Here is a 20,329-nt window from a genome sequence, read left to right as displayed (position 1 = left end):
GCGAACGAAGCGGCATGCGCGCCCGTCCGTGCCCTAGGCATCGGCGGCCTTCGGAAAAACTTGAGAGGCCATTTTGCGCGGATCGGCGGCACTCGATCGGGACAAAGATCGCTAAAGCGAACAACGGCATGGCCGATAAACCACCCGTAGACGCCCTAAGGGCAGGCACAGGATCACACCATGGGCAAGACGACGGGTGAGGCAAAGGCTGCGGCGCGCGTGATCGCGCTGCCCGCCGATTTCCGCCTCGGCAGCGTGGCGCAGGTAAAGGCCGAACTGATCGAAGCGTTCGATGCCGCCGCCGCCCAGTTGGACGGCGCCGGCGTGGAGCGCGTGGATACCGCCGCGCTGCAGCTGCTGGTGGCGTTCCGCCGCGAGGCGACGGCGCGTGGCCAGTCGCCCGCGTGGCTGGGTGTGAGCGAAGTGATGCGTGACGCGGCCGGCGTGCTCGGCCTCGCACAGGCTTTGGAACTGCCGGCACCGATGCCGGCCTGAAACTGAGGTGGAAGATGGCGAAGATTCTTGCAGTTGACGATTCGGCTTCGATGCGCGGCATGGTGGCCTTCACCCTGCGCAACGCCGGCCACGATGTGAGCGAGGCGGAAAACGGCCAGCTGGCGCTCGACGCGGCCAAGGGCAGCAGCTTCGACCTGGTGCTGGCGGACGTGAACATGCCGGTGATGGACGGCCTCAGCATGGTGCGCGAGCTGCGCACGCTGCCGGCATACAAGGGCGTGCCGATCCTGATGCTGACCACCGAGTCGCACACCGACAAGAAGATGGAAGGCAAGGCCGCCGGCGCCACCGGTTGGCTGGTCAAGCCGTTCGATCCCGAACAGCTGCTGGCCACCGTCAAGCGCGTGCTGGGTTGAAGACAACTGCGTCGTGCCGGCAACGCCGGCATGACGGCGGTGAACGTGCGTCCGTAATCTCTTAGAGAAGTGTCCCCATGAGCAAGGCTGGTCTGGCGCAGTTCCAACAGGTGTTCATCGAAGAGAGTCTGGAAGGACTCGACACGATGGAGTCGTCGCTGCTTGCGCTGGACGAAGGCGGCGACGGGGAGCTGGTGCACACCATCTTCCGCGCGGCGCACTCGATCAAGGGCGGTGCGGCCACCTTCGGTTTTCCGGAGATGTCCTCGTTCACCCACGAAGCCGAGTCGCTGCTCGATGAAGTGCGCAGCGGCAAGCGCGCCATCGACGGCGCCATCATCGAACTGCTGCTGCGCACGGTGGATTGCCTGCGCGGCATGTTTGCCCGCGCCCAGGCCGGCGAGCCGCTCAACGATGCGGTGGCCGAAGGGCTGCGCAACGAGCTGGCCGCAGCGATGAGACGCGGCGTGCCGGCCACTGCCTTGCAGGCGCGACGCGATGCGGACCAGGCCGATGCCTGGAGCATCCGCTTCCGCCCGCATGCCGGCATGCTCGCCAGCGGCAACGAACCGCTGCGCCTGATCCGCGAGCTGGCCGCCCTCGGCAAGCTGCAGGTCACGCCCGAATTCGACCGCCTGCCGGCATTCGCCGCGCTGGAACCGACCGAGTGCCACGTCGGCTGGACCATCGAACTGAGCGGTCCGGTCAAGCGCGCCGATATCACCGGCGTGTTCGATTGGGTCGAAGACGAATGCGATCTCACCATTGAAGCGAAGCACGTCGTCGCCGAAGTCGCCGCGCCGGCGCCAACGCCGGTTGCAGCACCGGCCGTTGCCGATGCGGGCGCCGCGCGTGCGCAGCGTGAGGCCAGCACCGAGTCCAGCTCGGTGCGCGTGTCGATCGACAAGATCGACGGACTGATCAACCTGGTGGGCGAGCTGGTGATTACCCAGTCGATGCTCGACACCTTCCGCGAAGGCGATATCGATGCCGAGCGGCTGGCCATGCTCGAACACGGGCTGGGCCAGCTGGCGCGCCACACGCGCGAGCTGCAGGAAAGCGTGATGGGCATTCGCATGCTGCCGATCGCCTCGGTGTTCAACCGCTTTCCGCGCATGGTGCGCGACATCAGCCAGAAGCTGGGCAAGCAGGTCAAGCTGGAGCTGGTCGGCGAACAGACCGAGCTGGACAAGACGGTGCTGGAGAAGATCGGCGATCCGATGGTGCACCTGGTGCGCAACGCCATCGACCATGGCCTCGAAACACCGGACAAGCGCCGCGCCTCGGGCAAGGGCGACACCGGCACGCTCACCCTGCAGGCCTCGCATCGCGGCGGCAACGTGGTGGTGGAAGTGTCCGACGACGGCGCCGGCCTCAACCGCGATGCCATCGTGGCCAAGGCGATCCAGCGCGGCATCATCAGCAGCGGCGAAGGCATGAGCGACGACGCCGTGGCGGAACTGATCTTCCAGCCGGGCTTCTCCACCGCCGCCGTCACCACCGATCTGTCCGGCCGTGGCGTGGGCATGGACGTGGTTCGCCGCAACGTCTCCGATCTCGGCGGCACCGTCACCATCCGCAGCACCCAGGGCAAGGGCAGCGTGTTCACCATCACCTTGCCGCTGACCCTGGCGATCATCGACGGCCTCACCGCCGCGGTGGGCGCGGAGCGCTACATCGTGCCGCTGGTGTCCATCGTGGAATCGGTGCAGCTGAAGGCCGAAGCGGTGCGCAGCGTGGTCGGCGGCGGCGAGCTGTTCCGCTTCCGCGGCGAATACCTGCCGGTGATCCGCCTGCACGATGCGTTCGGCTGCGACAAAGCGATCCACGCCATCGAGGAAGGCCTGATGGTGGTGGTGGAAGGCGACGGTTCACGCGTGGGCCTGTTCGTGGACGGCCTGATCGGCCAGCAGCAGGCGGTGGTGAAGTCGCTGGAAGCGAACTACCGCCGCGTGCAGGGCGTGTCGGGCGCCACCATTCTTGCCGATGGCTCGGTGGCGCTGATCGTCGACATCGCCGGCCTGGTGCGCATGCAGGGGCGCAGGAAAGCGGCCTGAGCAAGCGACGGGCGCCCCGTTTCCCTCTCCCTTGTGGGAGCGCACTTGTGCGCGACACCCGGATGCCGCGGCGGTGATCCATGCACCGTCGCGCACAAGTGCGCTCCCACAAAGGTTGCGCGGAGTGGCGATCGCCGCGAAAAGCGCTCCTGCCGAAAACGCGCATTCCCCTCAAGTTTCCCCCGCCACCGCCGATCCAGAACCCGATAGGGGGCCTCGCACGCGGCCCCGACCACGAGGCGAACATGTCCGATAACACCCGGAGCGAGGCGCTCCAGTCGCAGTACCTCACCGTCAACCTCGCCCACGAGGAATACGGCATCGACATCCTGGCGGTCCGCGAAATCCGCGGCTGGACGCCGGTGACGCGCATTCCGCAGGCACCGGGATACGTGCTGGGCGTGCTCAACCTGCGCGGCGCCATCGTGCCGGTGATCGACATGCGCCTGCGCTTCGGTCTGGAGCGCGAGGAATACGGCGCCACCACCGTCACCGTGATCATCACCGTGGCCGGCCGCCTGTTCGGCGTGGTGGTCGATGCCGTCTCCGACGTGCTCGACGTGACGCCGGACGCCATCCGCCCCGTGCCCGACATGGGCACCACCGTGGATACCGAATACCTCAAGGGGTTGACCGCTGCCGGCGAGCGCATGGTGCTGCTGCTGGACGTGGACAAGCTGCTGCAACCCCATGACGCACAAATGCTGGAGGCGGCGCTGCCAGCTGCCTCCGATGTCAAAGCCGTGGCCTGACCGACATACGCAGGGTTGGAATCATCATGAAGAAGTTCGCACTGAAAGCTCCGGAACTGAACGTCCGAAACCGCATGCGTGCCGTGCTCGGTCTGCTCGGCCTGATGCTGATCGCCGGCGCCGTGATCGGCATCGGCTCGATGCAGCAGCAGAACGCCGGCATGGGCCAGATCTACGACGAAGAGATCGTGCCCGCGCAGCTGATCTCGCAGATCTCGCAGCGCTCGCTGATGTCCTTCATCCTGCTGGGCGAAGCCAGCTCGCTGACCAGCAAGCCGGACCAGGTCAAGGCCAAGCTGGCCGATTACGAGAAGATGCAGTCGGACATGGAGGCGTTCAAGAAGCAGTTCGAAGCCATCCCCATGAGTGCCGGCGTGAAGAAGCAGTTCGACGACTGGCGCTCCACCGATGCCGACTACAAGGACGCCAAGGATTCGCTGGTCGACGCCCTGAAGCAGGCCGACACGGGTGCCTCGGAACTGCTGGAAATGCAGGTCCGTCCGCTGATGATGCAGCGCCAGGATTCGCTGGCCAAGCTGGTCGAAGCACAGCGCAGCGACGCCAAGAAGATCTATGACGCGCAGGTGAGCCGCTACCAGTTCGTGCGCACCATCAGCATCGCCGCGTTGATCCTCGGCCTGCTGATCGCCGGTGTGATGGCAGTACTGCTGATGCGCTCGATCCTCAACACGCTGGGCACGGCCGTGAAGGTGGCTCACGCCATCGCTGGCGGCAAGCTCGGTCACCACATCGCCAACACCCGCAAGGACGAGCTGGGCGAACTGCTCGACGCGCTGCGCACGATGGACGAGCGCCTGAGCAACATCGTGGGCGAAGTGCGCCACGGTGCGGGCTCGGTGAGTTCGGCCGCGCAGCAGATCGCCCGCGGCAACGACGACCTCAGTCAGCGCACGCAGGAACAGGCCTCCAGCCTGGAAGAAACCGCTTCGTCGATGGAGGAAATGACCTCCACCGTGAAGCAGAACGCCGAGAACGCCAGCCACGCCAACCAGCTCGCCAGCGCCACGCGCCGCCAGGCCGAGCACGGCGGTGAAGTGGCCGCGCAGGCCAGCTCCGCGATGCGCGAGATCAACGATTCCAGCCGCAAGATTTCCGACATCGTCAGCCTGATCGACGAAATCGCCTTCCAGACCAACCTGCTCGCGCTCAACGCCGCGGTGGAAGCCGCACGTGCCGGCGAACAGGGCCGCGGCTTCGCCGTGGTGGCCACGGAAGTGCGCAACCTGGCCCAGCGCAGTGCGGGTGCAGCCAAGGAGATCAAGGGCCTGATCAACGACAGCGCCGAGAAGGTGCGTGCAGGTTCGGCGCTGGTGGATCAGTCCGGCAAGGCGCTGGCCGACATCGTCGACAGCGTGAAAAAGGTCACCGACATCGTGGCGGAAATCGCCGCGGCGTCGCAGGAACAGTCCGCCGGCATCGACCAGGTCAACCACGCCGTGCTGCAGATGGACGAAATGACCCAGCAGAACGCCGCGCTGGTGGAAGAGGCCGCGGCCGCGGCCCGCGCCATGCAGGAGCAGGCCAGCGAACTGGCACGCCAGGTCGGCTTCTTCCAGCTGGGCGAAAGCGGTAGCGAAGTGGCGACCGAGAAGGCGCGTTCGCAGTCGGTGATGGCGGAAACCGAAGCGGTGTTCGCCGCGGTGCGCAGCTCGCACGCGCCGGCACCGGCACCGCGCGCCGTCCGCGCCGAAGCATCCGATGCCGGCGCCTGGAAGGAATTCTGAGCATGAGCACGGCGGCCACGATCGACAACAACGGTGGCGTGGCGGCCGTGGGCGGCCCGTTGCTGGGCAACGCCGAGTTCGAATTCCTGCGCACGTTCGTCTACGAGCAATGCGGTATCTCGCTGGGCGAGCACAAGCGGCAGCTGGTGCAGGGACGCCTGCTGCGTCGCCTGCGCGCGCTGAAGCTGCGCGATTTCCAGGCCTATTGCGAACTGCTGCGGCGCGATCCGCAGCAGGAGCTGGGTGAGCTGGCGAGCGCGATCAGCACCAACGTCACGGCGTTCTTCCGCGAATCGCATCACTTCGAGCTGCTCATCGACGAACTGCTGCCGCGCTGGATCGCCGAGAAGAAGAACGGCGGCCGCCTGCGCATCTGGTCGGCCGGCTGCGCCACCGGCGAGGAGCCTTACACGCTCGCCATGGTGCTGGCCGAAGCGCTGGAGAAACACGGCGCGCAACAGCTGGACGCCAAGATCCTCGCCACCGACCTGTCGCCGCAGGCCCTGGAAACGGCGCGCAAGGGCGTGTATGCGCTCGACCGCCTGGAAGGGATCAGCGTGGAACGCCGGCGCCGCTGGTTCCTGCGCGGCGAGGGCGACTACGCCGACTACGTCTGCGTGAATCCGCGCCTGCGCGAGCTGGTCAGCATCCTGCCGCTGAACCTGCTGCACGACTGGCCGATGCAGGGCCCGTTCGACGCGATCTTCTGCCGCAACGTGGTGATCTATTTCGACAAGCCGACCAAGCAGCGCCTGTTCCAGCGCTACGCCGGCCTGTTGCCGGAGGGCGGCTACCTGTTCCTCGGCCACTCGGAGTCGATGTACGGGCTCAACGACAACTTCGACCTGATCGGACGCACGGTCTATCGGAAACGCAGTGCATGAATGGTGTTGCCGTCAAGATTCCCGCAGGGGCCGAGTACGACCCGGCCCGGGTGTTGCCCGGGTTCGAACACCTGCGCCGTTTCTGGGACCCCGCGCAGTCGTGCATGACGGTGAAGGTGCTGCCCGGCGAGTTCTACGTGAGCGCGCAGCAGGAAATGATTTCGACGGTGCTCGGTTCGTGCGTGTCGGCCTGCATCTTCGATCGCGTGCGCGGCATCGGCGGCATGAACCACTTCATGTTGCCCGAGCCCATCGGCGGTGAACGCGGTGGCTGGGCCGATACCGTGGGCCGCGCCGCACGCTACGGCAACGACGCGATGGAACAGCTGATCAACGCCATCCTCAAGGCCGGCGGTCAGCGCGCGAACATGGTGGTGAAAGTGTTCGGCGGCGGCCGCGTGCTGGCCACCATGACCGACATCGGCCAGCGCAACATCGCCTTCGTGCGGCGCTACCTGGAAGCGGAGCGGCTGGAAGTGGCCGCCGAAGACCTGGGCGACGTGCATCCGCGCCACGTGCAGTTTTTCCCCACCACCGGCAAGGCGCGCGTGCGCCAGCTGCGTGGCCGCACCGACACCGTGCTGGTGGACGGCGAGCGGCAGTATCTCAAGCGATTGGCAAACGATCCGATAAAGGGAGAGGTGGAACTGTTCTGACGCAAGCGCGTCACGACGGTTTCATCAGGCAGGCATCTGGCGCCGACAAGGGCCGGCGGACGCGGGTCCGACACCCACGCCGTACCACGAAGGCGAGACGAATACGCGATGGAAAGAGTACGTGTCCTGGTAGTCGACGATTCCGCGCTGGTGCGGAAGCTGCTGTCGACCATGCTTTCGTGCGATCCGGGCATCGAGGTGGTGGGTACCGCCGCCGATCCGCTGATTGCGCGCGAGAAGATCAAGCAGCTCAATCCCGACGTACTCACGCTCGACGTGGAAATGCCGCGCATGGACGGCATCACCTTCCTCGAGAACCTGATGCGCCTGCGCCCCATGCCGGTGGTGATGGTCTCCTCGCTCACCCAGGAAGGCGCCGAAGTCACCTTGCGCGCGCTGGAGCTGGGCGCCGTCGATTTCTTCACCAAGCCGAGCAACGATCTGGCCAGCACTTTTGCCGAAGGCGCGCAGGAAATCTGCGCCAAGGTGAAGCTGGCCGCGCTGGCACGGCCACGCCAGCGCGCTGCCGTGCGCAAACTCGATGTGCCGCCGCGGCTCACCGCGGACGCCGTGCTGCCGCGCGCGCAGAGCGCCGGAACGCGCGGCGGCATGCCGATCATCGCGATCGGCGCGTCGACCGGCGGCACCGAAGCGATCCGCGTGGTGCTCGAGGCGATGCCGCCGGACGCGCCGCCGATCGTCATCACGCAACATATTCCCGCCGCTTTCAGCGGTCCGTTCGCCTCGCGCATGGACCACTGTTCGGCCATGCGCGTGTGCGAAGCACGCGACGGCCAGCCGATCCAGCCGGGCCACGCGTACATCGCGCCGGGAAGCCAGCATCTGCTGGTGATGTGGGATGGCGCCAAGTATGTGTGCCGCCTGCACAACGGCCCGCCGGTGAATCGTCATAAGCCCAGCGTGGACGTGCTGTTCCGCTCGATGGCCGCCAGCGTGGGCAAGGCCGCGATTGCGGCGCTGCTCACGGGCATGGGCGACGACGGCGCGCGCGGCCTGCTGGAACTGCAGCAGGGCGGCGCGCACACGCTGGTGCAGGACGAAGAATCATCGGTGGTGTGGGGCATGCCCGGCGCCGCCTGGAAGCTGGGCGCCGCCAGCGAAAAGCTTCCGCTCGAACACATTGCCGCGCGCCTGCTCGCGATGGCGCACCAACCCGTTTCCCGCGCCGCCGTGCCGGCCACCTGATCTGCGGATGATGTCTATGCATGCCTTCCTTTCCTTCATGCGCGTGCGCCCCGTGGCCGGCCTTGCCGCCAGCGCGGTGGCGTTGATCTTGACCATGCTGTGGCCGTCGGCCTGGCTGGGCCCGGTCATCATCGTTCTGCTCACCGCGGCGTGGATCGTCGAGACGCGTCGTGCGATGCCTGTTGCCGAACCCGTCATCGAAGCTTCGCTGGCGCATCACGAACCGGTGCGCGAAGCGCTGGAAGAAGTGCGCAGCTCGCTGGTCGACGAACTCGGCCACGCCACCCGCGAACTGCATCAGGCGCTGGACCTGCTGCGCGATGCGGTGTCCGAACTCGGCGGCGGCTTCGACGGCCTGTCGCGCAAGACCGGCATGCAGCAATCGCTGCTGCGCCAGATCATCGACGGTCAGAGCGAAGGCGTGTCGGTGCAGGATTTCGCCGCACGCACCAGCGATCTGCTGGCGCACTTCGTCGACATGATCGTGCAGATGTCGCGCGAGAGCCTGCGCATCGTCTACCGCATCGACGGCATGGCCAAGGAAATGGACGCGGTGTTCGGCTTGTTGAAGAACGTCAACACCATCGCCGAGGAAACCAACCTGCTGGCGCTCAACGCCGCCATCGAAGCGGCGCGTGCCGGCGAATCGGGCCGCGGTTTCGCGGTGGTGGCGGGCGAGATCCGCAACCTCGCCAGCCACTCCAACCAGTTCAACGAACAGATCGGCAGCCACGTCGAGCGCGCCCGCACCGCGATGGAACAGTTGCGCGGCCTGGTCGGCACGATGGCCTCGCAGGACCTCAACGTGGCGCTCTCGGCCAAGGGCGGCATCGACGCGATGATGGCCCACGTCACCGAAAGCGATGCACGTACCAGCAAGGTCGCCGACCAGGTGGTGGAGATCAACCGCGGCCTGGGCACCGACGTGGCCACCACGGTGCGCTCGCTGCAGTTCGAGGACATCCTCAGCCAGCTGATCAACCAGACGCGCCAGCGCCTGGTGGAACTGCAGGACATCACCACCGAATGCACCCGCGACATCCAGGAGCTGGCGTGCAGCCCCATCGACGCCGAATCGCTGGCCCAGCGTGCCGAGCGCGTGCGCAACCGCCTGGCCATCCAGCGCGAAAAGGCCCGCATCCGTTCGCGCGGCCCGGCGCTGCAGAACTCGATGGATGCCGGCGAGATCGAACTGTTTTGAGGAACTGAGCCATGAGCCTGACCGTTCACCACGACCCCGACCTCGACTGCGTCACCCTGCAACTGGGCGAGCGCTTCGACTTCACCGTGCACCGCGCCTTCCACGACGCCTGCCTCGGCGGACGCGCCGCGCGCAGCTACGTCATCGACCTGGGCGAAGTCGCCAGCATGGACAGCTCCGCCCTCGGCATGCTGCTCCTGCTGCGCGAACACGCCGGCGCCGACCGCGCGGAAATCCGCATCGTCAACGCCGACACCGGACTGCGCGGCACGCTGCGGGTGGCCGGTTTCGACAAGCTGTTCGTGCTGCACTGACGATCGGGCCGCTGTTCAAAGCGGAACTTCCCCTCATCGAGTCAGCGTGGCGAAGGCAAAGCGGCCTGGATCGGCTCGGCCTTCCGCTCGATTGACGCTGCCCCGGACGGGGCGTAGGTTTCTTCGAGTCACCGGGAGTAATCTCCCGGCCTTTCGTGTCCGGCGTTGTTCAACGCACACGTCGTCGCTCCCGCCCCCTCGACCTGCGCACGCACATGACGCCAACACGGCGACATCGGCGTCGTCCTGCATGAAAGCAGCCGTTCGGATCCATGCAGGGGCATGCGGCGGAGTGTCTCCGCCGGGATAGGGACGTCCCAACAGCAGGCTTCCGCGGGCGCTACCCGATCGGAGGCCCAACTGACTTCGTCCAACAGCGGGAGAACGTGCGATGGCTATTTCCGTTCCGTGCGGCATGAAGTGTGCGTTGCTGGTGCTGGCCTGTGTTTGTGCAGGATCGGCCCTGGCCCAGGACATGGCAAAGGTGGCGCCGAAGAACACCAAGGTGCTGATCGACAACGATCAGGTGAGGGTGATCGAAGTCTGGCTCAAACCCGGGGAATCGCTGCCGATGCATTCGCACCCGGCCAACGTCGTCTATTTCGAGACGGGCGGCAAAGCCAAATCCACCACGCCCGATGGCAAGGTCACCGAGACCGAACGCAAGGCGGGCGAGGCGATCTACAGCGAGGCCATCACGCACAGCAACCAGAACATGGGCACCACGCCGACCAAGGCGCTGGTGGTCGAACTGAAGACGGCCAAATAGCGGCGCATGCCGGGACGACGATGGCGGCCGGCTTGGCCCGTTCGGCGAGCCGGTCGACGCTGCGCGAAACACTCAGCAGCGCGAATCGCCTGCTTCGACCAGGCGCGAATCGCGATCGCCGGCGAAGCTCACGCCGTTGCGGCCGTCGAACTTGGTGCGGTACATCGCCTGGTCGGCCTGCCGTACCAGATGCTCGAAACGCGTGCCGTGCCGCGCGCTGGCGACGCCGATGCTGGCGGTCACCGGAATGGTCTGGTCACCGACACGCGCATGCGAATGGGCCAGCGCGAGACGCAGCCGTTCGGCGGCTTCCAGGCCCTGCACCAGCGTGGCTCCGGGCAGCGCCACCACGAACTCCTCGCCGCCGTAGCGGCTGGCCAGGTAGCGCGGCCACTGGATCGCCTTGCGCATCATCTCGGTGACGTGGCGCAGCACGGCATCGCCGGCGTCGTGGCCCCAGCGATCGTTGATCTGCTTGAAGTGATCGAGGTCGAAGATCAGCAGCGCGAACGGCTGTCCGCGTTCCAGGCAGCGCTCCAGCGACGCCCGTCCTTCCGCCACGATGGCGCTGCGGTTGAGCAGGCCGGTGAGGCCGTCGGTGCGCGCCGCGCGGCGCAGGTCGACCACCAGCCGTTCGGTGATCAGCTGCAGCAGCGCGAAGTACGATGCCAGCGTGGTCAGGATGCCGACCACATACGTCGCCGCCACCGGCAGGCCCGCCATCATCAAGTCCTGGCTGGAGGTCGGATCGAGCGGAGTGAACACGCGGGCCAGGTAGAACAGCCCGTTGGTCACCAGTACCGCGCCCGCGATGCGGCAACTCTTGCGGATGTCCGGCTCGCTGTAGCGCAGCAACAGGTACGCATAGGCAAAGTTGAACGCCATGGCCTGCAGGCTGCCGGCCAGCAAGCGCGCGCCCAGGTTGGGCGAGGCAAAGGCGAACCAGGCGATGGCACCGGTGTAGACGGCCGCGAGGCTGCACGGCCAGCGCCAGCGCATCGGCAGTGCCAGATGCTGGGCAATGCCCTTGAGCGCAAGGATGTTGCCGGTGACCAGCAGGCCGTTGCCGACCACGATCGAAACCAGATCGGGAATGTGGTTGCGCAACCCGATCAGGGTGATGCCCAACGTGTTGATCCAGATGCTGGCCACCCAGATGCGCAACACCCTCTGGGTGTTCAACACCGCCATCAACGAGGTGAAACCAATCGACGCGCCAATGCCCATCAGCAGACTGACGAGGGTCAGGGTGGGGATGTCTAGATGCATGGCGCTCCCTGGTACCAGCGAACCCTCTTGGCCAAGAGGACGCCCTGGGCCTCCGACGAGGCGTTGACTGGGTCACCCAAGCATATCGGACAAATCTTCCAAAACTTGAACTGCGTCACATTTGTAGGGCATGCCCCGCAGCGCAAAAAAAAGAGGCCCCGGGAGGAGCCTCGAAAAAAATAACCAAAAACAGAGTGTGGGGGCTTACACCAAACGAGGATTACCAGGTGCGCACGTCGGCCACGCCGACGGTGTACTGCTGCATTTCAGGATCGAAGCGGAACAGGCGGCCCAGATCGAACTCCACCGACTGGCCCGGGCCGATGTTGGTGGTGCCGGCCGGCCAGCCCTTCTTGCTCTGGATGACCTTGCCCGCACCGTCCTTCGCGTCGATGCTGATCTGCGCGGCAGCGGCTTCGGCGCAATGGTTCACCAGCGAGCCGCTGAGGCTCAGGCGGGCGGCAGCACCGGCGCCGACGAGCTTCATCTTGAAGTCCTGCACGGCGAAATCGGTGGGAGCGCAGGCGGCATGGGCGGCCAGCGGAGCGGCCAGGAACAGGGCGGCGGCGATCAGGGTCTTCTTCATAAGGGGGTCCGTGATGTGGTCAGTTTGGATGGGTCGACATGACTCACATCGGCGGTCCCGCCGAAATCTTTAGCTCCCGCGAAGGATTGTGTTCAGATTCGGCCCTTCAGCTCGGTGTGCTCGATGAACCACAGGCCGGCGAACAGCTTCGGGTCGATCGAGTAACCCTCGGCCGCCCGCGCGAACAGCCATGCGCCGGCCTGCGCGCGGGGCACTTCGTGGACGATGATGTTCTCGCTCTCGTCGCCGCCGCCGGGCCCGACCTTCTGCAGGTCCCAGGCCCGCACGAAGGCGATCATCTCGGTGCTCATGCCCGAGGACGACGGGCCTTCATGCACGAACTCCAGCCGTCCGCAGCGGTAGCCGGTCTCTTCTTCCAACTCGCGGCCGGCGGCAAGCAGGGCGTCTTCATCGCCGTGCTCGTGCAGGTCGCCGACCAGGCCCGCGGGCATCTCGATGGTGTGCTTGAGGATGGACACGCGGTACTGCTCGACGAACAGCACGTTGTCGTCGGGCGTCACCGCCAGGATGATCACCGCGCCGCCCGGGTTGTTGCGCTCGGCATACTCCCAGCGCCCGCGCTTGCGCAGGCTCAGCCACTTGCCGACATAAAGGGTTTCCACCGGTGCATTGGCATCGGCGGGAATGCGGGTATCGGGATGATTCATCGGCGTGGCCGCAGGGCAGCTGGGAGTCCTGCATGTTGCCGCGTGCCCTTGCCGCCGACAACCGTGTCCGTTTGCGCCATGTGGGAGCGCACCCTGTGCGCGACAAACCTACGGAGCGATACACCCAGGCGTGGCCGTCGCGCACAGGGTGCGCTCCCACAAGGTAACGGCTAGACCTCGAGCAAGGCCTTCAGGCGCGTACGGGTCAGCGGGCCGAAGCGCAGCCGCTCGCACAAGGCATCCATTGCTTCGGCCTCGCCGCGCAGCCGGCGCAGGGCGTCCGCTTCGGGCGGCACCGGTGCGTCCAGCGCAATACGGGTAAGACGGCGATAGAGGCGCGCCGATTCCGCATGCTCGCGCAGTTTCGCGGCGCAACTGGCGGCGCCGCGCAGGCGCAGGAACGGCACTTCGTCCACGCGATCGAGCAATGCATCCAGACTGCCGAAATGCGCCAGCAGCGCAGCCGCCGTCTTGGCGCCGACGCCCGGCACGCCGGGAATGTTGTCCACCGCATCACCGCACAGCGCGAGATAGTCGGCCACCTGATGCGGATGCACGCCCAGCTTCTCGTGCACGCCCGCTGGGCCCCAGCGCAGGTTGCGCGCGTAGTCCCACTGTTCGTCGAATTCGCCCAGCAACTGGCCGAAGTCCTTGTCCGCCGAAACGATCACGCTGCGGAAACCGTGGCCGCGCAGCGTCCACATGGCGCTGCCGATCAGGTCGTCGGCCTCGAACGCGTGGTCGATCATCACCGGTATGCCCAGCGCCTGCGTCACCTCGCGGCAGAGCACGAACTGGCGTTCGAGATCCGGCGGCGGCAGTTCGCGGTTGGCCTTGTAGGCCGGGTAGATCGCATTGCGGAACGAGGTGGTGAGCGAGGCGTCGAACGCCACCGCCACATGCTCGGGCTTCACGCGTTCCAGCAGTTCGCACAGGAAACGGGTGAAGCCGTGCACTGCATTGACGGGATGTCCGTCGACGTCGTGAAACTCGTCCGGCATCGAATGCCAGGCGCGAAACACATACAGGCTGCCATCGACCAGATGGACGGCTGGACGGCTCATGGCGTCCATGTGCTGACCACCTGGTCGAGCTGCGGGCGCTCGCGATCGGGCACCTCGATCTGCGTGCTGCCGATGTGCACGAAGCCGATCACCTGTTCGTTGTCCTTCAGGCCGAGGATGGCGGTCGCGTCGCGCTGGTACGCCGCCCAGCCGGTCAGCCACTGCGCGCCGAAACCCAACGCCTCGGCGCCCAGCAGCAGGTTGTAGGCGACGCATCCGGCGGACAGCTGCTGCTCGATCACCGGCACCTTGCTGGTGGCGTCGATGCGCGCGACCACCACCACCACCAGCGGCGCGAAGTCGTAGCGGGTGCGGTCTTTCTCGCGCTTGGATTCGGTCATGTCCGGATTCACGCGCAGGGACAGCGTGGCCAGCCGCTCGCCGAACACCTGCTTGGCCTCGCCTTGCAGCACGATCAGGCGGAAGGGTTCGAGCTTGCCGTGATCGGGCACGCGGATGGCCGCTTCCAGCAGCGTCTTCAGCGTGGCCGCGTCGGGACCGGGTTCACCCAGCTGGCGCGACGGCGCCGAATGACGGGTTTGCAGCAGGGCAAGAGGATGCGACATGGGGAGGTCCGGGGAGGCCAAACCCAGATGCTAACGCTTTGTCAGCTGACCAGTCGAAACGATCCCGGCAGCAGGGCCTGTACGGTGGTTTCCTGCACGGTACCCGTCAGATTGCCCAGCCACACCGGCATGGTCTGGCTGCAAAGTTCGGACATGACCTGGCGGCAGGCGCCGCAGGGACTGATCGGGCCGGGCGTGTCGCCAATCACCGCGAGCGCGGCGAAATCGCCGGGACGGCAACCGGCCGCCACCGCCGAAAACAGCGCCGTGCGCTCGGCGCAGTTGCACAGGCCATAGGAGCCGTTTTCCACATTGCAGCCACTGAAGTAGCGGCCGTCGCGGGTTACCAGCGCAGCGCCGACCAGAAAGTGGGAATAGGGGGCGTACGCATGTTCGCGCGCCTGGCGCGCCAGCTTCAGCAGGACATCGGAAACAACGACTTCGGTCATCGGGATCTCCATTACGGGATCCCCATCCATACCGTCGCCCAAGGCGTTTTCGGTACCGGTGGCGGGCCAGTTAACTCCGTTGCAGCGGCGACTGCAAGTAGCCGGTGGTGTGGCCGACAGGCCATCGGATAGGATGGCCGAAGCTCTCACCTTTCCGCCGAGGATGCACGATGCCGATCACCGTGGCTGCATTGCGCGAAACCGCTGCCGGCGAACGCCGCGTGGCGATCACGCCGGAAGTGGCGAAGAAACTGCGCGGCAAGGATGTGCGCGTGCTGCTGGAACGCGGCGCCGGTGCATCTGCGGGTTTTCCCGATCAGACCTATGCCGACGTCGAATTCGCCGATGCCGACAGCGTGCTGGCGCAGGCGGACCTGTTGACCTGCGTGCTGCCGCCCGACGACGGCGTGTGGGCGCGCTTGCGCGAGGGGGCGGTGGTGGTGGGCCAGCTGCGTCCCTACGGCGCGGCGGCGCGCATCGTGGCGATGGGCAAGCGCAGGCTCACGGCCTTCGCGCTGGAACTGCTGCCGCGCACGACGCGCGCGCAGGCGATGGATGTACTCAGTTCGCAGGCCGCCGTGGCTGGCTATCGCGCCATGTTGATCGCCGCCGAGGCGTCGCCGAAATTCTTTCCCATGCTGACCACCGCGGCCGGCACCATTCGCCCGTCGCGCGTCTTGGTGATCGGTGCCGGCGTGGCCGGACTGCAGGCCATCGCCACGGCACGTCGACTGGGTGCGCAGATCGAAGGCTACGACGTGCGTCCCGAAACGCGCGAACAGGTGGAATCGCTGGGCGCCAAGTTCATCGAACTGGGCGTCAGCGCCGCGGGCAGCGGCGGTTATGCGCGTGAGCTGACCAGTGAGGAGCGCGCGGCACAGCAGCAGGCGCTGGCCGAGCACCTCAAGAGCGTGGATGTGATCGTGGCCACGGCGGCCGTGCCTGGCCGTCCTTCGCCGAAGATCATCACGCGCGCGATGGTCGACGGCATGAAGCCGGGCGCATTGATCGTGGACCTTGCTGCCGAAGGCGGCGGCAATTGTGAACTGACCCAGCCGGGCGAGCGCGTGGAGCACAACGGCGTGGTCATCCTCGGGCCGCTCAACTTGCCGGCCGGTGCGCCGCTGCATGCGTCGGAGATGTATGCGCGCAACGTGTACAACTTCGTCGAACTGCTGCTGCAGGGCGGCAGCCTCGCACCCGATTTCAACGACGAACTGGTGGCCAAGAGCTGCGTCACCCGCAACGGCGAGCCGCATTTCCAGGGGTGATGCGCTAGCCGTCCATTGGCCTTCGGATACATGAAAAAAGCCCCGCATGGCGGGGCTTTTTCGTTCAATGCCTGGGGCCGCCGGACGATCCCTTGGGCGGGCCACCCATGGGCGGGCCCATCGCCGGTCCGTCGCGCATTTCACTGTGCCACTGGCGCATCAGCTGGTCGCGCTGATCGGGTGTCAACTGCTGGAAGCGCTGGAACGCCGCATGCAGTTGCTCGCGCTCCTGCTGCGGCAGTTGCTGGAAGCGCTTGCTGTTCTCGCGGGCCTGCTCGCGCTGCTGCGGCGTCATCTTCTGCCACTGGTCGATGCGCTGGCGGATCGCCTCGCGCTGGTCCGGCGGCAGCGCCTTCCACTGCTGCGCGCGTTCCAGCATGTGCGCCTGGCGCTCGGGCGGAAAGGTGTTCCACTTGTCGGCCAGCGGGGCCAGGATGCTGCGCTCATCGGCCGACAGGCTCTGCCAGCTGCGCGGCGAGGGCGGCGCTCCCGGCGGCGGACCGCGCATGCCATCCGGCGGAGGGCTGCCCGGCGGTGGACCGTGCTGGCCGTCGCCCGACACGCCCGGAGGCGGGGACTGCTGGGCCAGCGTGACAGTGGCGATGCCGCTAAGTCCGAGGACCAAAAGCAGCGACACGAAAACACGGCATCGACGCATGGTTACCTGCTCGCCTCGCTGTCGCTGTTCTTGGCCAGCCATCCGTAGAAGTCCAGGTTCTGGTACAGCGTGGGGTCGGCGGCAGCGGCATCCGGCGGCAGTTCGCCGTCGACGTCCACGGCCTGCACGGCGCCGTTGGGGGCCGTGCTCGGGCGTTGGACCGGGGAAGACATGAACAGGGCAACGAAAGCGATGGCGGCAAACGCGCCTGCCGGCAGCATCAGCTGCAGCAGTCGGTGCGCCAGCGACGAATCGTTGGCTTTTGCCAGCGCCTCGCGCCGGGCCGAGCGCAGCTTGGCGGCCACGGTCGGATCGAGCTGGCGCGCAGCCTCGCGGTACAGCTCGCGGGCACGGCGTTCGAGGTGGTTGTCAGGCGCGTTCATCGCCATTCCTCCAGTAGGTCGCGCAAACGTTGCAGCGCGCGCGACAGATGTGTTTTTACGCTCCCTTCCGAACATCCCATGGCCTGGGCGGTTTCCGCCACATCCAGGCCCTCCAGTACGCGCAGCATGAATGCTTCGCGCTGGCGCTGGGGCAGCAGTTTCACGGCTGCCGCCATATCCGCGTAAGACTGTGCGTCGTTCAACCGCTCCAGCGGACCGGGGCCGGTATCGGCCGGTTCCCAGGCGGGCAGATCCTCACCGTCATCATCGCGGCCGCCCAGCCAGCCGACCATGATCGAGCGCACCTTGCGGCGACGCTGCAGATCCACGATGCGGCGGCGCAGGATGCCCCAGAACAGGGGAGTCCATTCCTGGGCGGGTTTGTCGCTGTAATGCTTGACCAGCCTCAACATGGCGTCCTGGACGGCATCCAGGGCGTCCTCGCGATGCCCCAGGTTCAGCTCGGCCATGCGGAAGGCGCGGCGCTCCACCTGGGCCAGGAAGGCGTTCATGGAAGCGGGCGTCGCCCGGACGTCAGCGGCCAACAAATCGGTATCTAGCGCGGATACGGCAGTGTTCATGCCGTCCTCGTCCGGTTCGTCGGCTCGGCCATCGTGAGACTCCATCGGTACGTCCTCTGACATCAACGTCCGACGCTCGCACGCGTTGACCCGCAACCGTATAGTGCAGTTACACCGATGTCCTGGCAGGGAGGGGTCATGCTCGACGGTTTCCTGGCGCTTTACATCTTTATGCTGGCCGCTTTCACGGGATACGAAATCATCGCCCGGGTACCGGTCATTCTGCACACGCCGTTGATGTCCGGCTCCAACTTCATCCACGGCATTGTGCTGGTGGGCGCCATGATAGCGCTAGGTCATGCACAGACTCCTTTCGAAATGTCCATCGGATTCATCGGCGTGCTGCTGGGGGCGGGCAACGCCGCCGGCGGCTACGTGGTGACCGAACGCATGCTGGAGATGTTCAAGGCCAGCAAACCCAACGCCGGCAAGGAGGCGAAGTAATGGCCTGGCTGCCTGTGGTGATCAAGGCCTGTTACTTCCTCGCTGCCCTGCTGTTCATCCTCGGTCTCAAGCGCATGAGCTCGCCGCGTTCGGCGCGGGGCGGCATCGTCTGGGCCGGGGTGGGCATGCTGGTGGCGGTGCTGGCCACTTTTGCGCTGCCCGACCTGCACAACCGGGGGCTGATCCTGGCGGCCGTGCTGATCGGCGTCTCCGCGGCCTGGTGGTCGGGGCGGCGGGTGGCCATGACCGACATGCCGCAGATGGTGGCCCTCTACAACGGCATGGGCGGCGGTGCGGCCGCGGCCATCGGTGCGGCCGAGCTGTTCAGCTATGCGGGGCGTTCGGTGACCCTGCTGGACGGTGGCCAGTTCACCGCCAACGGCGCGGATACCCCCGGCACGGCCCAACTGGTGCTGGCGGTGCTCGGCGCCCTGATCGGTTCGGTCAGCTTCTCCGGTTCGCTGATCGCCTTCGCCAAGCTGCAGGGCTGGCTGGACCGGCGCTTCGTCTTCCCCGGCCAGCGCGTAGTGAACATGCTGGTGCTGGCCTCGGCCGTGGTGCTGGGCGGGATGATCGTCAGCGGCCAGCTGAGCGGGCCGCTGATCGTCGCCTTCTTCGTGCTGGCGCTGTTGTTCGGCCTGATGATGACCCTGCCCATCGGCGGCGCGGACATGCCGGTGGTGATTTCGCTCTACAACGCCTTTACCGGTCTGGCCGTGGCATTCGAGGGCTTCGTGCTGCAGAACGAGGCGATGATCATCGCCGGCACCGTGGTGGGCGCAGCCGGTACCTTGCTCACCCAGCTGATGGCCAAGGCGATGAATCGCTCCATCGGCAACGTGCTGTTCGGCAGCTTTGGCGCGGCCGGTGGCGAGGCGCAGGCGATTGCCGGCAGCCAGAAGCCCATCGAGGCCAGCGATGCGGCGGTGATGATGGCCTACGCCGAGCGCGTGGTGATCGTGCCCGGCTACGGCATGGCCGTGGCGCAGGCGCAGCACAAGGTGTGGGAGTTCGCCAAGCTGCTGATCGAGCTCGGCGTGAAGGTGAAATTCGCCATTCATCCGGTGGCCGGCCGCATGCCGGGCCATATGAACGTGCTGCTGGCGGAGGCGGGCGTGCCTTACGACCTGATCGCCGACATGGACGACATCAATCCCGAATTCCCGCAGACCGACGTGGCCCTGGTGATCGGCGCCAACGACGTGGTGAATCCCTTGGCCAAGACCGACCCGGCGTCGCCCATCTACGGCATGCCGATCCTCGACGTGTCGGCCGCGAAGCAGGTGATCGTGGTCAAGCGCGGCAAGGGCACCGGCTTCGCCGGCATCGAGAATGCGCTGTTCTATGCCGACAACGCCCGCATGCTGTACGGCGATGGGCAGGCCGCGGCCAGCGAGCTGGTGGCGGCGCTGAAAACGCTCGAGAGCTAAACGATCGGGCGGTCAGCCGCTGGTTTTGGGCTGGCGGTCGGGACGCAGCGCAACGAAGGCGGCAATGCCCATGCCCGCGATGAACCATACGCCGTCCGTCGACGTGCAACCCATTTCGGCCAGTTGCAGCAGCAGGCGGAAGCCGGCCGTGCGCATCGAGTCGATCAGCCCCAGCCCCATCAGGCCGGCGATGCGTGCGGCAGCGGTGAGCAGATTCACGTAGAGCGCGGCGATGAAGGTGGCCAGCGCGGCCAGGATCGCGGCGTTGCCGCTGGCGGGCCGCACCCAATGCCGGATCGCCTTGCCCAGCAGCCAGCCGAGCGGCAGCGCCAGCCAGGGCAGCGGCTGGCGCAGGTAAAGCGTGGGCACCATCCACACGGCGCCGGCGGCCAAGCCCAGCATCAGCGCGCTCAGCAGTGCGAACAGCATGGAAAAAACGGCCCGGACGCTCATGAGCGGCAAACGGCAAACTGGACGTCGGACACGGTTCTTCCCGGGCGTAAA

Annotated in this window: 24 protein-coding genes; 14 read left to right on the top strand and 10 right to left on the bottom strand. The window is 66.5% G+C overall.

Going from position 1 to position 20,329, the window contains the following annotated elements:
• The first annotated feature begins 180 nt into the window (after positions 1-180).
• The 11 genes from ISP20_RS18930 to ISP20_RS18880 all read left to right on the top strand — a co-directional run bounded on the left by ISP20_RS18930 (position 181) and on the right by ISP20_RS18880 (position 10,456).
• Positions 181-495, top strand: coding sequence for an STAS domain-containing protein (locus tag ISP20_RS18930; protein ID WP_204637696.1), 315 nt, complete (start codon positions 181-183; stop codon positions 493-495).
• Between the two features lie 14 nt (positions 496-509).
• Positions 510-872 (top strand): response regulator, encoded by a 363-nt coding sequence (locus ISP20_RS18925; protein WP_204637695.1) that lies wholly within the window; start codon positions 510-512, stop codon positions 870-872.
• Between the two features lie 77 nt (positions 873-949).
• Positions 950-2,929, top strand: coding sequence for a chemotaxis protein CheA (locus ISP20_RS18920; protein WP_204637694.1), 1,980 nt, complete (start codon positions 950-952; stop codon positions 2,927-2,929).
• 245 nt (positions 2,930-3,174) lie between these two features.
• Entirely contained in the window at positions 3,175-3,681 is a 507-nt protein-coding gene (locus ISP20_RS18915; protein ID WP_204637693.1) for a chemotaxis protein CheW, read from the top strand.
• Positions 3,682-3,707: 26 nt separating this feature from the next.
• Positions 3,708-5,426, top strand: a complete 1,719-nt coding sequence (locus tag ISP20_RS18910) for a methyl-accepting chemotaxis protein (RefSeq protein WP_204637692.1) — start codon at positions 3,708-3,710, stop codon at positions 5,424-5,426.
• 2 nt (positions 5,427-5,428) lie between these two features.
• Positions 5,429-6,310, top strand: a complete 882-nt coding sequence (locus ISP20_RS18905; protein ID WP_204637691.1) for a CheR family methyltransferase — start codon at positions 5,429-5,431, stop codon at positions 6,308-6,310.
• Positions 6,307-6,966 (top strand): chemoreceptor glutamine deamidase CheD, encoded by a 660-nt coding sequence (cheD, locus tag ISP20_RS18900; protein ID WP_204637690.1) that lies wholly within the window; start codon positions 6,307-6,309, stop codon positions 6,964-6,966. Before ISP20_RS18905 ends, cheD begins: the two co-directional genes overlap by 4 nt.
• A gap of 108 nt (positions 6,967-7,074) precedes the next feature.
• Complete coding sequence (locus tag ISP20_RS18895) at positions 7,075-8,172, top strand: protein-glutamate methylesterase/protein-glutamine glutaminase (RefSeq protein WP_204637689.1); 1,098 nt, start codon at positions 7,075-7,077, stop codon at positions 8,170-8,172.
• A 16-nt stretch (positions 8,173-8,188) separates the two neighbouring features.
• Positions 8,189-9,373, top strand: coding sequence for a methyl-accepting chemotaxis protein (locus ISP20_RS18890; protein WP_204637688.1), 1,185 nt, complete (start codon positions 8,189-8,191; stop codon positions 9,371-9,373).
• A gap of 11 nt (positions 9,374-9,384) precedes the next feature.
• Entirely contained in the window at positions 9,385-9,687 is a 303-nt protein-coding gene (locus ISP20_RS18885) for an STAS domain-containing protein (RefSeq protein WP_204637687.1), read from the top strand.
• A 391-nt stretch (positions 9,688-10,078) separates the two neighbouring features.
• Complete coding sequence (locus ISP20_RS18880) at positions 10,079-10,456, top strand: cupin domain-containing protein (protein ID WP_204637686.1); 378 nt, start codon at positions 10,079-10,081, stop codon at positions 10,454-10,456.
• A 72-nt stretch (positions 10,457-10,528) separates the two neighbouring features.
• On the opposite strand, the gene ISP20_RS18875 is transcribed toward ISP20_RS18880, so the two are convergent.
• The 6 genes from ISP20_RS18875 to cdd all read right to left on the bottom strand — a co-directional run bounded on the left by ISP20_RS18875 (position 10,529) and on the right by cdd (position 15,058).
• Positions 10,529-11,725, bottom strand: a complete 1,197-nt coding sequence (locus ISP20_RS18875; protein WP_204637685.1) for a GGDEF domain-containing protein — start codon at positions 11,723-11,725, stop codon at positions 10,529-10,531.
• A gap of 220 nt (positions 11,726-11,945) precedes the next feature.
• The gene (locus ISP20_RS18870) at positions 11,946-12,311 is read right to left on the bottom strand and encodes a hypothetical protein (RefSeq protein WP_204637684.1); all 366 of its coding nucleotides are present in this window, start codon (positions 12,309-12,311) and stop codon (positions 11,946-11,948) included.
• Positions 12,312-12,403: 92 nt separating this feature from the next.
• Positions 12,404-12,979, bottom strand: a complete 576-nt coding sequence (locus ISP20_RS18865) for an NUDIX hydrolase (protein ID WP_204637683.1) — start codon at positions 12,977-12,979, stop codon at positions 12,404-12,406.
• A 170-nt stretch (positions 12,980-13,149) separates the two neighbouring features.
• On the bottom strand, positions 13,150-14,052 hold the full coding sequence (locus ISP20_RS18860) for a 5'-3' exonuclease (protein WP_204637682.1): 903 nt from the start codon (positions 14,050-14,052) through the stop codon (positions 13,150-13,152).
• Positions 14,040-14,609, bottom strand: a complete 570-nt coding sequence (locus ISP20_RS18855) for a nitroreductase family protein (protein WP_204637681.1) — start codon at positions 14,607-14,609, stop codon at positions 14,040-14,042. The genes ISP20_RS18860 and ISP20_RS18855 overlap by 13 nt, the downstream gene beginning before the upstream one ends.
• A 41-nt stretch (positions 14,610-14,650) precedes the next feature.
• A complete protein-coding gene (gene cdd / locus ISP20_RS18850; protein WP_204637680.1) occupies positions 14,651-15,058 on the bottom strand; it encodes a cytidine deaminase in 408 nt (135 codons plus the stop codon).
• A 170-nt stretch (positions 15,059-15,228) separates the two neighbouring features.
• Here cdd and ISP20_RS18845 point away from each other — a divergent pair, with 170 nt between their 5' ends.
• The gene (locus tag ISP20_RS18845) at positions 15,229-16,329 is read left to right on the top strand and encodes an NAD(P) transhydrogenase subunit alpha (protein WP_204637679.1); all 1,101 of its coding nucleotides are present in this window, start codon (positions 15,229-15,231) and stop codon (positions 16,327-16,329) included.
• A gap of 64 nt (positions 16,330-16,393) precedes the next feature.
• Here ISP20_RS18845 and ISP20_RS18840 read toward each other — a convergent pair whose 3' ends face one another.
• From ISP20_RS18840 to ISP20_RS18830, 3 genes are read right to left on the bottom strand one after another with little or no spacing between them, the layout of a single operon-like run.
• On the bottom strand, positions 16,394-16,966 hold the full coding sequence (locus ISP20_RS18840) for a DUF3106 domain-containing protein (protein WP_338031034.1): 573 nt from the start codon (positions 16,964-16,966) through the stop codon (positions 16,394-16,396).
• A gap of 23 nt (positions 16,967-16,989) precedes the next feature.
• Positions 16,990-17,370 (bottom strand): hypothetical protein, encoded by a 381-nt coding sequence (locus ISP20_RS18835; protein ID WP_204637677.1) that lies wholly within the window; start codon positions 17,368-17,370, stop codon positions 16,990-16,992.
• A complete protein-coding gene (locus ISP20_RS18830) occupies positions 17,367-17,951 on the bottom strand; it encodes an RNA polymerase sigma factor (protein ID WP_204637806.1) in 585 nt (194 codons plus the stop codon). The genes ISP20_RS18835 and ISP20_RS18830 overlap by 4 nt, the downstream gene beginning before the upstream one ends.
• Before the next feature lie 138 nt (positions 17,952-18,089).
• Between ISP20_RS18830 and ISP20_RS18825 the strand changes: the two genes are divergently transcribed.
• Both ISP20_RS18825 and ISP20_RS18820 read left to right on the top strand, forming a co-directional pair.
• The gene (locus ISP20_RS18825; protein ID WP_204637676.1) at positions 18,090-18,395 is read left to right on the top strand and encodes an NAD(P) transhydrogenase subunit alpha part 2; all 306 of its coding nucleotides are present in this window, start codon (positions 18,090-18,092) and stop codon (positions 18,393-18,395) included.
• Complete coding sequence (locus tag ISP20_RS18820; RefSeq protein ID WP_204637675.1) at positions 18,395-19,825, top strand: NAD(P)(+) transhydrogenase (Re/Si-specific) subunit beta; 1,431 nt, start codon at positions 18,395-18,397, stop codon at positions 19,823-19,825. Before ISP20_RS18825 ends, ISP20_RS18820 begins: the two co-directional genes overlap by 1 nt.
• A 12-nt stretch (positions 19,826-19,837) precedes the next feature.
• Here the strand turns inward: ISP20_RS18820 and ISP20_RS18815 are convergent, their stop codons facing one another.
• Positions 19,838-20,254, bottom strand: a complete 417-nt coding sequence (locus tag ISP20_RS18815; protein ID WP_239536158.1) for a hypothetical protein — start codon at positions 20,252-20,254, stop codon at positions 19,838-19,840.
• Positions 20,255-20,329 lie beyond the last annotated feature (75 nt).

Origin of the sequence: Dyella kyungheensis, assembly GCF_016905005.1 — a bacterium.
GTDB lineage: Bacteria > Pseudomonadota > Gammaproteobacteria > Xanthomonadales > Rhodanobacteraceae > Dyella > Dyella kyungheensis.
Note: the sequence above shows the minus strand (reverse complement) of the source record. Positions and strands in the feature narration are given on the sequence as shown.

Coding starts and splice junctions, on each gene's coding strand:
- ISP20_RS18930 (WP_204637696.1), top strand. CDS start 181: ATGGGCAAGACGACGGGTGAGGCAAAGGCTGCGGCGCGCGTGATCGCG.
- ISP20_RS18925 (WP_204637695.1), top strand. CDS start 510: ATGGCGAAGATTCTTGCAGTTGACGATTCGGCTTCGATGCGCGGCATG.
- ISP20_RS18920 (WP_204637694.1), top strand. CDS start 950: ATGAGCAAGGCTGGTCTGGCGCAGTTCCAACAGGTGTTCATCGAAGAG.
- ISP20_RS18915 (WP_204637693.1), top strand. CDS start 3,175: ATGTCCGATAACACCCGGAGCGAGGCGCTCCAGTCGCAGTACCTCACC.
- ISP20_RS18910 (WP_204637692.1), top strand. CDS start 3,708: ATGAAGAAGTTCGCACTGAAAGCTCCGGAACTGAACGTCCGAAACCGC.
- ISP20_RS18905 (WP_204637691.1), top strand. CDS start 5,429: ATGAGCACGGCGGCCACGATCGACAACAACGGTGGCGTGGCGGCCGTG.
- cheD (WP_204637690.1), top strand. CDS start 6,307: ATGAATGGTGTTGCCGTCAAGATTCCCGCAGGGGCCGAGTACGACCCG.
- ISP20_RS18895 (WP_204637689.1), top strand. CDS start 7,075: ATGGAAAGAGTACGTGTCCTGGTAGTCGACGATTCCGCGCTGGTGCGG.
- ISP20_RS18890 (WP_204637688.1), top strand. CDS start 8,189: ATGCATGCCTTCCTTTCCTTCATGCGCGTGCGCCCCGTGGCCGGCCTT.
- ISP20_RS18885 (WP_204637687.1), top strand. CDS start 9,385: ATGAGCCTGACCGTTCACCACGACCCCGACCTCGACTGCGTCACCCTG.
- ISP20_RS18880 (WP_204637686.1), top strand. CDS start 10,079: ATGGCTATTTCCGTTCCGTGCGGCATGAAGTGTGCGTTGCTGGTGCTG.
- ISP20_RS18875 (WP_204637685.1), bottom strand. CDS start 11,725: ATGCATCTAGACATCCCCACCCTGACCCTCGTCAGTCTGCTGATGGGC.
- ISP20_RS18870 (WP_204637684.1), bottom strand. CDS start 12,311: ATGAAGAAGACCCTGATCGCCGCCGCCCTGTTCCTGGCCGCTCCGCTG.
- ISP20_RS18865 (WP_204637683.1), bottom strand. CDS start 12,979: ATGAATCATCCCGATACCCGCATTCCCGCCGATGCCAATGCACCGGTG.
- ISP20_RS18860 (WP_204637682.1), bottom strand. CDS start 14,052: ATGGACGCCATGAGCCGTCCAGCCGTCCATCTGGTCGATGGCAGCCTG.
- ISP20_RS18855 (WP_204637681.1), bottom strand. CDS start 14,609: ATGTCGCATCCTCTTGCCCTGCTGCAAACCCGTCATTCGGCGCCGTCG.
- cdd (WP_204637680.1), bottom strand. CDS start 15,058: ATGACCGAAGTCGTTGTTTCCGATGTCCTGCTGAAGCTGGCGCGCCAG.
- ISP20_RS18845 (WP_204637679.1), top strand. CDS start 15,229: ATGCCGATCACCGTGGCTGCATTGCGCGAAACCGCTGCCGGCGAACGC.
- ISP20_RS18835 (WP_204637677.1), bottom strand. CDS start 17,370: ATGAACGCGCCTGACAACCACCTCGAACGCCGTGCCCGCGAGCTGTAC.
- ISP20_RS18830 (WP_204637806.1), bottom strand. CDS start 17,951: ATGAACACTGCCGTATCCGCGCTAGATACCGATTTGTTGGCCGCTGAC.
- ISP20_RS18825 (WP_204637676.1), top strand. CDS start 18,090: ATGCTCGACGGTTTCCTGGCGCTTTACATCTTTATGCTGGCCGCTTTC.
- ISP20_RS18820 (WP_204637675.1), top strand. CDS start 18,395: ATGGCCTGGCTGCCTGTGGTGATCAAGGCCTGTTACTTCCTCGCTGCC.
- ISP20_RS18815 (WP_239536158.1), bottom strand. CDS start 20,254: ATGCTGTTCGCACTGCTGAGCGCGCTGATGCTGGGCTTGGCCGCCGGC.